The sequence below is a fragment of the Exiguobacterium sp. MMG028 genome, assembly GCF_027947425.1.
Classification (GTDB): Bacteria; Bacillota; Bacilli; order Exiguobacteriales; family Exiguobacteriaceae; genus Exiguobacterium; species Exiguobacterium aestuarii_A.
Genome location: NZ_JAQJIN010000003.1, coordinates 218,900 through 232,056, shown reverse-complemented (window position 1 = coordinate 232,056; position 13,157 = coordinate 218,900). Strand labels below are relative to the sequence as shown.

At 49.5% G+C, this 13,157-nt stretch carries 16 protein-coding genes; 8 read left to right on the top strand and 8 right to left on the bottom strand.

What is annotated here, in order from left to right:
• Positions 1 to 38: 38 nt before the first annotated feature.
• The 3 genes from PJK55_RS11800 to nhaC all read right to left on the bottom strand — a co-directional run bounded on the left by PJK55_RS11800 (position 39) and on the right by nhaC (position 2,679).
• Positions 39 to 551, bottom strand: coding sequence for a type 1 glutamine amidotransferase domain-containing protein (locus PJK55_RS11800; protein WP_026824537.1), 513 nt, complete (start codon positions 549 to 551; stop codon positions 39 to 41).
• Between the two features lie 82 nt (positions 552 to 633).
• Positions 634 to 1,218, bottom strand: a complete 585-nt coding sequence (locus PJK55_RS11795) for a DNA-3-methyladenine glycosylase (protein WP_271305939.1) — start codon at positions 1,216 to 1,218, stop codon at positions 634 to 636.
• Between the two features lie 84 nt (positions 1,219 to 1,302).
• A complete protein-coding gene (nhaC, locus tag PJK55_RS11790) occupies positions 1,303 to 2,679 on the bottom strand; it encodes a Na+/H+ antiporter NhaC (protein WP_214746942.1) in 1,377 nt (458 codons plus the stop codon).
• Positions 2,680 to 2,896: 217 nt separating this feature from the next.
• Here nhaC and queC point away from each other — a divergent pair, with 217 nt between their 5' ends.
• From queC to queF, 4 genes are read left to right on the top strand one after another with little or no spacing between them, the layout of a single operon-like run.
• Positions 2,897 to 3,541, top strand: coding sequence for a 7-cyano-7-deazaguanine synthase QueC (gene queC / locus PJK55_RS11785; protein WP_271305938.1), 645 nt, complete (start codon positions 2,897 to 2,899; stop codon positions 3,539 to 3,541).
• Positions 3,538 to 3,996: a 6-carboxytetrahydropterin synthase QueD gene (queD, locus tag PJK55_RS11780; protein WP_015880475.1), complete on the top strand. Its 459-nt coding sequence runs from the start codon at positions 3,538 to 3,540 to the stop codon at positions 3,994 to 3,996. The genes queC and queD overlap by 4 nt, the downstream gene beginning before the upstream one ends.
• A complete protein-coding gene (queE, locus tag PJK55_RS11775) occupies positions 3,978 to 4,688 on the top strand; it encodes a 7-carboxy-7-deazaguanine synthase QueE (protein WP_271305937.1) in 711 nt (236 codons plus the stop codon). The genes queD and queE overlap by 19 nt, the downstream gene beginning before the upstream one ends.
• 11 nt (positions 4,689 to 4,699) lie before the next feature.
• The gene (queF, locus tag PJK55_RS11770) at positions 4,700 to 5,188 is read left to right on the top strand and encodes a preQ(1) synthase (protein WP_015880473.1); all 489 of its coding nucleotides are present in this window, start codon (positions 4,700 to 4,702) and stop codon (positions 5,186 to 5,188) included.
• A gap of 29 nt (positions 5,189 to 5,217) precedes the next feature.
• Here queF and PJK55_RS11765 read toward each other — a convergent pair whose 3' ends face one another.
• Positions 5,218 to 5,874 (bottom strand): TVP38/TMEM64 family protein, encoded by a 657-nt coding sequence (locus PJK55_RS11765; RefSeq protein ID WP_214876315.1) that lies wholly within the window; start codon positions 5,872 to 5,874, stop codon positions 5,218 to 5,220.
• A gap of 111 nt (positions 5,875 to 5,985) precedes the next feature.
• Between PJK55_RS11765 and PJK55_RS11760 the strand changes: the two genes are divergently transcribed.
• Positions 5,986 to 6,483, top strand: a complete 498-nt coding sequence (locus PJK55_RS11760) for a hypothetical protein (RefSeq protein WP_074034204.1) — start codon at positions 5,986 to 5,988, stop codon at positions 6,481 to 6,483.
• Positions 6,484 to 6,509: 26 nt separating this feature from the next.
• Here the strand turns inward: PJK55_RS11760 and PJK55_RS11755 are convergent, their stop codons facing one another.
• The 3 genes from PJK55_RS11755 to PJK55_RS11745 form a co-directional block, all read right to left on the bottom strand.
• Positions 6,510 to 7,001, bottom strand: a complete 492-nt coding sequence (locus tag PJK55_RS11755; protein WP_271305936.1) for a hypothetical protein — start codon at positions 6,999 to 7,001, stop codon at positions 6,510 to 6,512.
• Positions 7,002 to 7,088: 87 nt separating this feature from the next.
• Positions 7,089 to 7,646 carry a GNAT family N-acetyltransferase gene (locus tag PJK55_RS11750; RefSeq protein ID WP_214785594.1) on the bottom strand — a complete coding sequence of 186 codons (558 nt, stop codon included), beginning with the start codon at positions 7,644 to 7,646 and terminating at the stop codon, positions 7,089 to 7,091.
• Positions 7,606 to 8,370, bottom strand: a complete 765-nt coding sequence (locus PJK55_RS11745; RefSeq protein ID WP_214785593.1) for a TrmH family RNA methyltransferase — start codon at positions 8,368 to 8,370, stop codon at positions 7,606 to 7,608. The genes PJK55_RS11750 and PJK55_RS11745 overlap by 41 nt, the downstream gene beginning before the upstream one ends.
• A gap of 221 nt (positions 8,371 to 8,591) precedes the next feature.
• Between PJK55_RS11745 and PJK55_RS11740 the strand changes: the two genes are divergently transcribed.
• From PJK55_RS11740 to PJK55_RS11730, 3 genes are all read left to right on the top strand, one after another.
• Positions 8,592 to 10,220, top strand: coding sequence for a PTS transporter subunit IIBC (locus PJK55_RS11740; RefSeq protein ID WP_214876304.1), 1,629 nt, complete (start codon positions 8,592 to 8,594; stop codon positions 10,218 to 10,220).
• 53 nt (positions 10,221 to 10,273) lie between these two features.
• The gene (locus PJK55_RS11735) at positions 10,274 to 11,065 is read left to right on the top strand and encodes an endonuclease/exonuclease/phosphatase family protein (protein WP_271305935.1); all 792 of its coding nucleotides are present in this window, start codon (positions 10,274 to 10,276) and stop codon (positions 11,063 to 11,065) included.
• Between the two features lie 117 nt (positions 11,066 to 11,182).
• A complete protein-coding gene (locus PJK55_RS11730) occupies positions 11,183 to 12,361 on the top strand; it encodes an MFS transporter (RefSeq protein WP_271305934.1) in 1,179 nt (392 codons plus the stop codon).
• A 34-nt stretch (positions 12,362 to 12,395) separates the two neighbouring features.
• Here PJK55_RS11730 and PJK55_RS11725 read toward each other — a convergent pair whose 3' ends face one another.
• Entirely contained in the window at positions 12,396 to 13,100 is a 705-nt protein-coding gene (locus PJK55_RS11725; RefSeq protein WP_271305933.1) for an alpha/beta hydrolase, read from the bottom strand.
• Positions 13,101 to 13,157: the final 57 nt, after the last annotated feature.

The window sequence follows — 13,157 nt, the reverse complement described above, 5'->3', positions numbered from 1 at the left end:
CACAAAAAAACCACGAGATTCCTCTCGTGGTTGACGTGTTATTTCAATAAGTTGAGAATCTCGCGATTGAACGCTGGAATGTCATCCGGCTGACGGCTCGTCACAAGCTGGTTCTGACAGACGACAACTTCTTTGTCCGCATATTTGGCACCGGCATACTCCATATCGACTTTAATCGATTTGTAGCCGGTCGCGTCACGACCTTCTAACGTCTTCGCCGTAATCAACAGCTGTGGTCCGTGACAGATGGCAAAGACAGGTTTTTTCGCATCCATGAAGGCTTTCGCGAACGAGACGAACCGTTCGTCTTCACGCAACAAGTCAGGAGAGAATCCGCCTGGTAAGAGAAGGGCATCAAAATCTTCTGGCGATACATCATCAATCGATTGATCGATGTTCACTTTCGCCTCTCCTTGCTTCCCTTCTACCGTGTTGCCTGCTTTCTTCTCGATCGTCACGACGTCATGTCCCGCATCCACCAATGCGTCACGGGGACCCGTGAATTCTACATCTTCAAACATATCTGTAATGAGCGTTGCTACTTTTGCCATGTTCTAAACACTCCCTCTGTTTGTTTTATGCACATAGGGACTGTTCCACTGGCATGAATCACTTAAACATCATTGCATGCATTCAACGGAACTTCGAGACATACGGATTGTCGCGTTCAAAGAAGCGATATGGGTAGTCACGTGCCTCGCCCGTGTTCGGAATGCCGATGCGTGGACCCGCCTCAATCACCATTCCCGTCTCACCTTCAGCAAGATAGAGCGGGTCTTGTTGGAACGAGTGACCATATAAGTCCATCGTGATCCCGAGTGCTTTCGTCAACTTCCCTGGTCCGTTCGTTTGGTCATATCGTTTCACCCCAGGACGGTTCGAAGCAATCCATTCATGTCCTTGAATCGGTTCGACGGCTCGAATCAACACGGCTTCCGGTGTACCAACCGGACCACTGACTACGTTCAGGAGCGTATGTGTATGCATTTGATACGTGTATACATGCCCAGGTTGCCCGAACATGACTTCCGTCCGTTTCGTTCGACGCCCTCCGAAACTATGTGCCGCTCGGTCGATGGCACCGAGGTAAGCTTCTGTCTCAACAATCTTCGCGATGATGTCACCTTCCGGGTGTCGCCGCACCAAATATTGCCCGAGTAAGGCGCGTGCCAATTCGAGTGTCGGTTGTTCATAAAATGCTAGATCGAGTCGCTTCATCGTTCCACCTCCCTTTCTCCTATTTTCTCAAAAGTCATGTGCTGCACACAAAAAAGATGCCCTGCATGGCAGGACACCTCGATATTACGATGCGATTTTAAGTGATTCACGTTGCTTCCCCAATCGGACGTATCCCAAAATGATGGAGAAGACCGGGCTGAGCCAAAGGAAGAACGCAAATGGGGCGTATTCCAATACAGGCACACCGAGTGTCGCTGCGAAGAACGCTCCGGAGACACCCCAAGGAATGAGCGGGTTAATCACAGTCCCGCCATCCTCAAGCGCACGTGACAAGTAGCGTGGGTCGATCCCGCGATCGATGAACCCTTGTTTGAACGCCTGTCCTGGCAAGAGAATCGACAAGTACTGTTCTCCTGCGAGCAAGTTGACACCGATTGAGCTGAGGACGACCGATAGAACCGAACTTCCTGGTGACTTCAAGCGCTCGAGCAACGATTCAACGATTGCTTGGAACACACCGAGTTCACGTAACAAGCCTCCGAATGCAAGGGCGATCAAGACGAGGCTGACCGACCAGAGCATCGATTCAAGACCACCACGATCGAGTACCGTCGCAATCGTCTCATTCTCCACACCTGACTTGAATCCAGACTGCATGACACCGAGCCAGTTCGAGATGCTCCAGTTGCCTTGAACAAAACCTGCCGTCAAGACACCAGCGAACATCCCAACGAGCATCGTCGGCAAGACCGGCATCCGACGGAACGCAAGCACTGCGACGAGCACAGGGGCAATTAACGTAAGCCATGAGAGGTCAAAACGTCCGCTGAGCGCAGCTTGTGCTTCCGCGATTTGAGTCGTATCAGCAGTTTGACCGCTACGTCCGAGGAACGTGAATAAAATCAGTGTGATGATGAACGCTGGAATCGTCGTCCCCATCATGAAGCGAATGTGGTCGAATAGTTTGACACCCGCCACTGCTGGCGCAAAGTTTGTCGTGTCCGACAACGGGCTCATCTTGTCTCCGAAAAGCGCACCCGATACGATGGCACCTGCAGCGAGAGCTGGCGAGATGCCTAGTGCCGTCCCGATTCCGAACAAGGCGACACCGACCGTTCCAACTGTAGTAAACGCACTTCCTGTGAATGTTGAGACGATCATCGTAATCAATAAGACACTTGGTAAGAACCATTCAGCAGAGATTGTATTTAATCCGATGGAGAGGATCGTCGCGACCGTCCCGGACATTTGCCATACTCCGATGAGCATCCCGATCAATAACAAAATTAACACCGGCATGATGGCTTCACGAATCCCGTTGATCATCGCCGTCTCAATCTGTTTGAAGTCGCGTGAACGATAATACGCGTATCCACCTACTATTACCATTGTGCCAAAAATCGCCATATGCGGCGTCGCTTTGGCCAAAAACATCAGTGCGAGCAAGGTGATCCCGCTCATCAACACGACGAATACAGCTTCTTTTCCTTTCATCTGCATCGACGTCCCCTCCTTTCGTTATATCATGATTATTTATTATTTCGCCTAACCGCTTAAACGCTTTTATGCACAAAAGCACGTCAGTGATGTTTTTTACTATACTCGCTTCCTTTCTCCCTGTCAAACGTCTTTTTATGATAAATTATATGCTTGAGGGTGACCTCCGGAGTTCGTAACCTCCTCCGACATCAAAACTAGCGAAAAGGAAGTGTGCTTCATGCAACACGAAAAAGCATTGGTCGTCTTTAGTGGTGGCCAAGATTCAACCACTTGCCTATTTTGGGCAAAACAACAATTCTCCCATGTGGAGGCGGTGACATTCGCATATGGTCAACGCCATGATGCGGAAATCGAGGTCGCAAAAGAAATCGCGGCAGAACTCGATGTCCCACACCACATCCTCGACTTGTCCCTACTCGGACAACTCACATCAAATGCGCTCACGAGACACGATCTTGACATCGACAATGCGGACGTCCCAAACACGTTCGTCGATGGACGCAACCATCTATTCTTATCATTTGCGGCTGTCATGGCCAAACAACTCGGTATGCATCACATCGTGACCGGTGTATGTGAAACGGACTTTTCAGGTTACCCGGATTGCCGAGACCAATTCATTAAATCACTCAACGTGACACTTAATTTAGCGATGGATTATCCATTCGTCATCGACACTCCGCTCATGTGGCTCGATAAAAAAGAGACGTGGGCACTCGCCGACGAGCTCGGTGCCTTTGACTACGTCAAAGAACGCACGCTCACTTGCTACAACGGCATCATCGGTTCAGGTTGTGGAGAATGTCCGGCGTGTAAGCTTCGCCAAAACGGACTCACAGCTTACGAGGAGGTGCGCGTATGAAACATGCTCCATTCCTCGCCCCGACCAGTGTCGAATCGAAACAAGAAGGGTCGCTCATCTACTGCCCGCATCGCGTTCAAATCGTCAAAGAAGTGACGTTCGACGCGGCACACCATTTATTTGACTATGACGGCAAATGTCGTGCCCTTCATGGTCATACGTATAAACTCCAGATGGGTGTCAGCGGTTTTCTCGACAATCGCGGGATGACGCTCGACTTTGGTGACTTGAAAAAAATCTTCAAAGAAGAGCTTGAGCCATATCTCGACCATCGCTATTTGAACGAGTCACTCCCTTATATGAATACAACTGCAGAAAATATGTGTTATTGGATTTTCGAACAGTTGGCGACACACTTGCCAAATGAACGCGACGTGCGCGTCGAATTCGTCCGTTTGTATGAAACGCCGACGTCGTACGCTGAGTTCCGCCGTGAATGGTTGGTGGAATCGTGAAAATCCCTGTTTTAGAAGTGTTCGGACCGACCTTCCAAGGAGAAGGACGTGCCATTGGACAGAAGACGATGTTCGTCCGGACCGCCGGTTGCGATTATCGCTGTTCGTGGTGCGATTCTGCCTTCACATGGGACGGTTCAGAAAAACCGGACATGCTGACGGCCGATGAGGTCATCGCTCGTCTTGACGCACTCGGTGCGTACGATTACGTCACCATCTCGGGTGGAAACCCGCTCCTCATCGCGGCCATGGAGAACCTCGTCGTGAAATTGAAAGAGCGTGGCGTCACACTCGCCGTCGAGACGCAAGGTAGCCGCTATCAAGAGTGGCTCACACAAATCGATGACGTGACCCTCAGCCCGAAGCCTCCTTCGTCTGGCATGAAGACAAACTGGGAACAACTCGACGCCATCGTCGAACGGTTGCGCCCGGAGCAGACGACATTCAAAGTTGCTGTCTTTGATGAAGTGGACCTCGCTTACGCGAAAGAAGTACAACAACGCTATGCACCGGACGTCATGTATTTATCTGCCGGTAACCCAGAGCCAGGTGCTGACGGTGATATCACCGATGCCCAGCTCCGTCGTTTAAAACAATTGTGGGAAGACGTCGCACGCGACCCTTCATGGCAAAGCGTCCGCGTCCTACCACAACTACACACATTACTGTACGCCAACGAACGTGGCGTCTAAGGAGAATAAACATGAGACCAGAAGACTTACAAGACCTCTCGCTCCTCGGACAGAAGAGCGTCCCTTATATTTTTGAATATACACCTGATGTCCTCGAGGCGTTCCCGAACCGTCACCCGGAGAACGACTACTTCGTTAAATTCAACGCGCCGGAATTTACTTCTCTCTGCCCGATCACAAACCAACCCGACTTCGCGACGATCTACATCTCGTATATCCCGGATGAGAAACTCGTTGAGTCGAAATCGTTGAAGTTGTACTTGTTCAGTTTCCGTAACCACGGTGACTTCCATGAGAACTGCATCAACGTCATCGGGAAGGACCTCGTCAAATTGATGGAGCCACGCTATCTCGAAGTGTGGGGCAAATTCACACCACGTGGCGGCATCTCGATCGATCCGTACTACAATTACGGAAAGCCTGGCACAAAGTATGAGAAGATGGCAGAACATCGTCTGTTCAACCATGACCTCTATCCAGAGACGGTCGACAACCGTTAATTAAAAAGTAGGCGCTCCATTGGAGTCGCCTACTTTTTTTGATAGCGATGGATCTGTCGCTTGATCGGTTCACGGAACACGGTCGCGATGAGCGTCAATACGAGCATGATCCCGAACGCCAACGCAATCAGCGTCCAATCTCCGCTCGCGATGCTGCTTCCGAGAAAATTGTTCGCGAACGCCCCAGGAATCATACCAACGACGGTCGCAAACAGATACGCCGGTACGTTTACTTTTGCCAAACCAGAAGCATAACTGACCAAATCGAAATTGACGAGCGGGATGAGACGTAGGATGAGTACATAAAAGAATCCGTCCTCTTCGATTTTGTGCTGAATCGCTTCATAGTTCTTCGATTCGAAGTGATGTAAGAAACGGTCGCCGAAATAAACGGCCACATAATACGCGACGAGGGCACTCAGTGTCGCTCCGATAACGGTATAGACGACACCTGGTAACATCCCGAACGCCAAACCGCCGGCGACCGATAAGACGGACGTCGGAAACAGGATGAGCGGGCGAACCGTGAATAAGAGAATATAAATCAAAGGAGCCAACCAACCGAATTGAATGATATAATCCCGGATGTCCCCTGGACTGACATCAATCCATTGATAGAGGAACGTCGCTGTCCCGAACAGGAGTAGGACGAGTGCAATCATCCACTGTACCTTCCATTTTTTCATCGTCCTCCCTCCTTCCTATTTGGTTTTATTCCCGCAATCCGAGATGTCATCCATCTTTTTTCAGCCATCCCGATGTGGTACGGTTAGAGAAAGCAGAAGGAGGAAATCGATATGAACCTTGCAGATGCCCTAACATTAAAACAGTTGCTCCATGAGCAAATCGATACATTGACAGAAGAGATTGAGCACGTGGCATTCATCTCGCTCGAAGTGAATGATTCCATTCCGACGATTCAGTCCCGCTCCCTTCAAGATATCGAGATGGAACTTGAGCACATCCGTCTGGACTTACGTCAGCTCGACCGTCTCATTCAAGAAGCGAACGTCCAAGCCGTCGTTGAAACGCATGACGGTCCGCTCCCGCTCGTAGAGGCAATCGAACTCGCCATTCAATTGCGTGTCCAAGCACGTCTTTATGAGAAATTGTCATTACGTCCGAAAAAGGAATATGTGCACGGGGTTTCCGTGATCAAACACGCCTTATATGACCCGGAGCTATACCGCTTGAAAGCACGCGATATTAAGAAACGGGCTATTCGAATCGAAAGTGCCATCCAGGCCGTCCGCTATCAGACCGATATTGACTTTGATGCTTCACGATATATGTAAAAAAGCGAAGGGATCCCTTCGCTTTTTTACATATGATCATGGTGATTGTGATGGATGTCATGATGGTTCGATGAAGAAGAGCGGTGGCGTGGTGGGGCCTCATCCGCAAATTTTTCCCCGTCTAAAATCCCGAGACGCTTGTATTGGCGATCGACCCGCTCTTTCGTCTCCTCACGAACGGATCTTGACTCCATCACCAATTGATAGCACCCGAGTGCTACTCGGAACGGTTCCATCCGTGTCCGTTCAACGGAGAAGGAATCGACACCCCGTAAGTAGTCTGCCAATCGCTCAGCCGTATCGTCGTCCGGGTCATCGGCGAGCTGCGAGGCGAATTGTTGTAAGTCTTTCAACGTGCTCGATGTTTTGGAATGTTGAAAAATCGTTTTTACGAACGCAAAAATAATCAGACCGAACACAACCATGAACACGATAGGGAAGATCGACACAATCCCGGTAAAGAATGAGTCCCCCATAGAGTCACTAAACGGATCTCCGCCAAATCCAAACACTGTCATTTCAAATTCCCCCTTTTTCTTTATGTACGTTCATTCAGTCGAATCGGTTTCATCAAAAAACCGCGATCATTCGACCGCGGTATCCATTCAACTGTTCAATTGTTTCTCCATCATGATACGCGGCTCGCCGTCTTCGGTGTAGGCGCCCATGATGTCATATCCGCAAAGGAGGTTCAAGATGATGACCCCTTTGTTCGTATTGCGCGCTTTCGTCCGAATCGAATGGAATCCTTGCGCTTCGACCCATTCAAGTTGCGTGTCCATCAGCTTGCGACCGATACCATGCTTTTGAAAGTCTGGGTGTACGCCACCCGCCCAGCTATAAAATCGATAAGGCTCTGCCTCATAACCAATTTTAAAGCCGACCAGTTGCTCCTCCGAGAATGCTAAGAGCACCAACGGATTGGCATGTCGATACAGGCGCTCTTTAAATCGCAGCTGATCGAGGTCACCGTATAACGTGCGGTACAGTCGGAAGAAGTCCTCTTCAAAATCTTTAAAGTTGTTCGTCACATCTTTTACGATAAATGAACTCGTCGTACTCATCGTGCCATCCCCTTTCAGTTTCTGGACAAAGATTCCGTACGTCTGTTCTTTTCGCCGTTCATTCCGAATTTCCTGTCTCCCGTTCGAAAGCTGTGACACCTTTTTGTTTATATAGTCCGAGCGTACGCTTCGGTAAACTCTTGACCATCCAGTCTTTGAAGATGCGCGCTTGATCTTCGACAGGCAGTTCATAGCCATCCGTCACGATATGACGTGACCGTGTCGTGACATCATACAAAGAGATCGCAGCCGCCACCGAGATGTTCAAACTTTGAACGTATCCTTGCATCGGAATGACAAAGTTCCCGTCCGCCTTGTTGAGCGCTGCCTCCGAGACGCCACTATGTTCGTTCCCGAATAGAAGAACCGTCGGCTTCGACACATCCACTTCTTCGAGCGGAATCGCTTCCTCGCTTAGCGCCGTCGCATATACTTGGTAACCACTTTCTTTTAAAGCGTCAATCGCTTCTTCAATCGATCCGTGCTCCACGACGTCCACCCAGCGATCGGCGCTTTTGGCGATAATCGAGTTCGGTTTAAACTTTGCCCGCCCTTCGACGACATGCAACGTTTGTACCCCGAACGCATCGGCTGAACGCAACACGGCGGATTGGTTGTGCGGATCGTCCACACCTTCCGTCAAAATCGTGATATGATTCGTTCGTGTATTCAACACTTCATACATCCGTTTGATGCGGTCTGGCATGAGCATTTCATAGAGAGGAAGATCGTCCTCCTGCAATACACCCTTCTGCAATAACTCTTCTTTTAATTCAATCTGCTCGTCCTTCGTCAAAGCAGATGTGGTCTGTCTCCAACCCATCTTTCTCGCTCCCTTCAACCTATCATATTGTAGCTAGATTCGATTCGACTGACAAGTTCACCTAACATCTTCCATTGTCGCTTTGAAAATGAAAACAAATGAAAATAGCGAAAACGGTTGCATGAATTTATGCAATCGATTACAATCATTTATGCAAGCGATTGCACTATTGGCAAACACAAAAATAGATAAAACTCCCTCACAGGAAGGAAGCGTATAGCATGAAACAATTGATCTCATTCGATTTCTGGCAAAAACTCGGTAAGGCCTTGATGGTCGTCATCGCCGTTATGCCAGCTGCCGGTTTAATGATTTCCATCGGTAAATTGATTGGAATGTCAGCCGGAGATGTCGGTATTTTATTAACAACAGCTCGCATCATTGAAGATTTAGGTTGGGGCATCATCGTCAACTTACATATCCTCTTCGCAGTCGCGATTGGTGGTTCGTGGGCAAAAGATCGTGCAGGTGGTGCGTTCGCAGCACTTCTCGCCTTCATCTTGATCAACCGTGTCACAGGTGCCATCTTCGGTGTCAACGGTGCCATGCTTCAAGATCCGGAAGCGACAATCGAGTCACTCTTCGGTGCAAACCTTGTTGTCGCTGACTACTTCACATCTGTACTCGGCTCACCTGCCCTCAACATGGGTGTGTTCGTCGGGATCATCGCCGGTTTCCTTGGTGGTGCACTATACAACCGTTTCTACAACTTCAACAAATTGCCGAACGCCCTCTCGTTCTTCAACGGGAAGCGCTTCGTACCATTCGTCGTCATCCTTGGTTCAGTCGTTGCTGCCATCGTTCTATCGATTGTATGGCCAACGATTCAAGGTGCGCTCAACAGTTTTGGTGAGTGGATTGCCACATCACGCAACACAGCTCCAGTCCTCGCTCCGTTCATTTATGGTGCGCTCGAGCGTCTCCTCTTGCCGTTCGGTTTACACCACATGCTCACTGTTCCAATGAACTACACGGAACTTGGTGGAACGTACACAATTTTAACAGGCGCGACAGCTGGGTCAGTCGTTGCCGGACAAGACCCGCTCTGGTTGGCATGGGTAACAGACCTCGTCAACTTGCGTGCCGCTGGTGATACGGCTGCATACAACGCCCTTCTCGCTGATGTCGTTCCGGCCCGCTTCAAAGTCGGTCAAGTCATCTTGTCATTCGCTGCTTTGATCGGTGCCGCATATGCGATGTATCGTAATGTCGACGCTGAGAAGAAAGCACAATACAAGCCGATGTTCTTGTCAGCTGGACTCGCTGTCTTCTTGACAGGTGTCACAGAACCAATCGAGTTCATGTTCATGTTCGTCGCGCCAGTCCTTTACGTGGTCTACGCGCTTATGGCCGGTGCTGCCTTCGCATTGGCAGATATCATCGACCTACGTGTCCATGCTTTCGGTGCGATTGAACTCTTGACGCGCATCCCGATGATTGTCAAAGCAGGACTACTTCAAGACTTGATCAACTTCGTTCTCGTCTCTGTAGCATTCTTCTTCCTCAACTTCGGTGTGTTCAACTTCTTTATCAAGAAGATGAACTTGCCGACGCCAGGACGTAACGGCAACTACATGGAAGAGACGACAGAGAAGTCATCGGTGACAGGTAACGAACAAGTCATGGGGATTATCGCCCTTCTCGGTGGGGAAGAAAACATTGAAGATGTCGATGCATGTATGACTCGTCTTCGTGTGACCGTTAAAGACGTTACACTCGTCTCTGACGAACAAGATTGGAAGAAAAATGGCGCCATGGGTCTCATCGTGAAAGACCGTGGAGTCCAAGCCATCTATGGCCCGAAAGCCGACGTATTGAAATCAGACATTCAAGACGTCATCGGTGCATAATCTACTGGCCAACTCGCTCAAGAGTTGGCCTTTTTTTCTAAAGGAGGACTATCGTGAATATATTAACGCTTAATTGTCACGCCTGGTTAGAAGACCGCCAACAAGAAAAGATTGACGCCATCGTCGAACGCATCGCGAGTGAAGAGTACGATCTCATCGCGCTTCAAGAGGTCAATCAACATAAAGAAGCCCCACTGATCTACGGAAACATCCGTGAGAACAACTTCGCACACGTCCTCGTCGAGCGCTTAAAAGAGTTGGACCTTCACTATCACATGACATGGGATTTTGCCCATTACGGATATGACATCTATGAAGAAGGTGTCGCTATCCTGTCACGTAAACCGTTCTTATCGACAGAATCGTTCTTCGTATCGATGACGACGGACCCAGACAACTACAAGTCTCGTAAGATTGTTAAAGCTGTGATTGCAGGCGCAGATGCTCCAACGACTATTTACTCGTGTCACCTCGGATGGTGGCATGATGAAGAGGAGCCGGTGAAACACCAACTCGATGAACTGATTCGTCGCGTCGAGCATGACGACCATGCCCTTCTACTTGGCGACTTCAATAACGATGCCTTCATTCGAGGAGAAGGATACGATTACTTGATGGAGAATGGACTCCAAGATTTGTTCCACCTCGCAACAGAACGGGAAGGCGATGCGACGGTACAAGGAAAAATCGCCGGATGGGACGAAAACAAAAAATCACTTCGCATCGATTTGATGCTGACGAACGCCCCAATTCACGTTTCACGCCATGCCGTCGTCTTTGACGGAGAGAACGGTCCTATCGTCTCTGACCACGCTGGTGTCGAAGCGACCGTGTTTTGGCGCTGATTCACCTTTTTCTTCCGACTTGGGAGAAAAGGGTTTTTCTTTTGGGGAAAATCTTGTAACGTGAGAGAAGACTGATGTCTAACTACTAATGAATGAAATAGAAAGAAGTGTTTGAACATGAAGACAAGCTCGCTCAGTCGAAGCGACTGGACTTTAGTTTTATCCTTATCCTTATTAACCTTCGTTCTCGGAACGAGTGAATTTGTCATTGTCGGAATTTTGCCTGACATCGCAACCGGTTTAGCCATCTCGATTGCGACGGCCGGTAGTCTCGTATCGGCATTCGCCATCAGTTTTGCCATCGGCACGCCAATCACCATGTCATTGACGAGCCATCTTCCGAAACGTAAATTGATGCTTGGCCTGACGATTCTCTTCACTGTCCTGAACTTGTTGAGCAGCCTGGCACCGATATATGAGTGGTTACTCGTCTTACGCATGTTGACGGCCGTCGTCACTGGCGTGTTGATCTCGCTTGCCATGCTCGTCGCAAGTGAAAGTGTCCCACCGACAAAGCGTGGGGTCGCCGTATCCTTTATTTTTGGTGGATTCACGATGGCGAACGTGTTCGGCGTTCCAATCGGGACATTCATCGGACAACAGGCAGGTTGGGAATCCACATTTATATTAACGACTGCACTCGGTGCAGTCGCCTGGATTGCCATTTACCGCGTCTTGCCGAACCAATTGTCTCAAGAAAAAGCATCACTTCGTGAACAATTGACATTGCTGACGAATCCGCGCATCTTGATCGCATTCCTGATTCCGGCGTTCGGCTTCGGGGCAACGTATGTCGTATATACGTATCTCGTGCCGATTTTAAAAGATGTACTCGGTGTACCGGTCGCTTGGGTCAGTCCGATTTTATTCGCATACGGATTCATTTCGATTTTCAGTAATATCGCTGCCGGAAAGATTGCTAGTCACAATCCAATCGGACGCTTACGGTTCGTCTTTCTCGTCCAAGCGTTCGTCTTGGCCGCTTTATTCGTGACGACGTCGAATGTGACGCTCGGTCTTCTCAATATCGCGCTCATGTCGTTCATGGCGATTTTATTGACGACATCGACTCAGATTTATTTGATTGATTTGGCAGAGAAGTTCAACCCGAACGCCAAAGGTCTCGCCTCGTCACTTATGCCCGTGGCGAGTAACGTCGGGATTGGACTCGGTTCCGCTCTCGGTGGTGTCGTCTATGCGACGAGCCCCATCATGACGCTCGCACTTGTCGGCGGTCTGGTCGCCCTCGTCACAGCCGCGTTGACCGCAGTCAGTTATTCGCTTGATCAACGCTAAAACGTGTGCACCTTCATCGAGGTGCACACGTTTTTTATAACCATTCGAGAATCGCTGATAGGACTTCGTCCAATTGCTCTTTTGATGTGAGCGGACTTTCCTGATCTCCTTTTTGTGGACCATACATTCCGAAGTTTGCATGATTCCCGCCTTTAATTTGTACGAATTGGCTATCTTCAGGGAGGTCGCTTCGACTCGCCTCGATGTCTTCTGGGACAGCCAATCCATCCAATTCACCGGAAATCGATAGTACACGTAAGTCGCTATCGACCATCGAACTGATCGGATACGAAGCGAGGAAAATGACACCCTCCACCAATTCTTGATGCTCAAGTGCATACCCCGATGCCGCCGAACCTCCGAGTGAATGACCGGCCACGATCCAGCGTTCAATCTCCGGATGTGCCTCGATGATTGGGGCTGCTGCATCGATATCTAAAATGCCTAAATTGAGACGAAGCGATGGAATCGCGACAAAGACACCCTCTCCCGCTAATTGTGTTCCGTAATAGGCATACGCCTCTTTCTCGACTTTCGCCCCTGGATAGAGAATGACGCCGACCTCACTCGTCGGATCTCCAAACTCGAGACGGTTGTCGACCACTTTCCCCTCTTCGGCATACTGTGTCGCTTCATCGGTCGGTCCATACGTGAACTGTGTCCAAATCAAAAAGCCTGCTACCGCGACAACAAGCAACCCTACGATTGAGAGTGCGGCCCACTTGAAGAATTTCTTCATTATATAGCCTCCATTTGCATCCACTTCCTCATAACGTTACACTAATAAGAAAAAGCA

Bases quoted from the DNA above. Each gene is read 5' to 3' on its own strand.
- PJK55_RS11765 (WP_214876315.1), bottom strand. From the start codon at position 5,874: ATGAAAAAATGGAAGGTACAGTGGATGATTGCACTCGTCCTACTCCTG.
- queD (WP_015880475.1), top strand. From the start codon at position 3,538: ATGAAACATGCTCCATTCCTCGCCCCGACCAGTGTCGAATCGAAACAA.
- PJK55_RS11755 (WP_271305936.1), bottom strand. From the start codon at position 7,001: ATGACAGTGTTTGGATTTGGCGGAGATCCGTTTAGTGACTCTATGGGG.
- queC (WP_271305938.1), top strand. From the start codon at position 2,897: ATGCAACACGAAAAAGCATTGGTCGTCTTTAGTGGTGGCCAAGATTCA.
- PJK55_RS11725 (WP_271305933.1), bottom strand. From the start codon at position 13,100: ATGAAGAAATTCTTCAAGTGGGCCGCACTCTCAATCGTAGGGTTGCTT.
- PJK55_RS11795 (WP_271305939.1), bottom strand. From the start codon at position 1,218: ATGAAGCGACTCGATCTAGCATTTTATGAACAACCGACACTCGAATTG.
- queF (WP_015880473.1), top strand. From the start codon at position 4,700: ATGAGACCAGAAGACTTACAAGACCTCTCGCTCCTCGGACAGAAGAGC.
- PJK55_RS11760 (WP_074034204.1), top strand. From the start codon at position 5,986: ATGAACCTTGCAGATGCCCTAACATTAAAACAGTTGCTCCATGAGCAA.
- PJK55_RS11800 (WP_026824537.1), bottom strand. From the start codon at position 551: ATGGCAAAAGTAGCAACGCTCATTACAGATATGTTTGAAGATGTAGAA.
- nhaC (WP_214746942.1), bottom strand. From the start codon at position 2,679: ATGCAGATGAAAGGAAAAGAAGCTGTATTCGTCGTGTTGATGAGCGGG.
- PJK55_RS11740 (WP_214876304.1), top strand. From the start codon at position 8,592: ATGAAACAATTGATCTCATTCGATTTCTGGCAAAAACTCGGTAAGGCC.
- queE (WP_271305937.1), top strand. From the start codon at position 3,978: ATGGTTGGTGGAATCGTGAAAATCCCTGTTTTAGAAGTGTTCGGACCG.
- PJK55_RS11730 (WP_271305934.1), top strand. From the start codon at position 11,183: ATGAAGACAAGCTCGCTCAGTCGAAGCGACTGGACTTTAGTTTTATCC.
- PJK55_RS11745 (WP_214785593.1), bottom strand. From the start codon at position 8,370: ATGGGTTGGAGACAGACCACATCTGCTTTGACGAAGGACGAGCAGATT.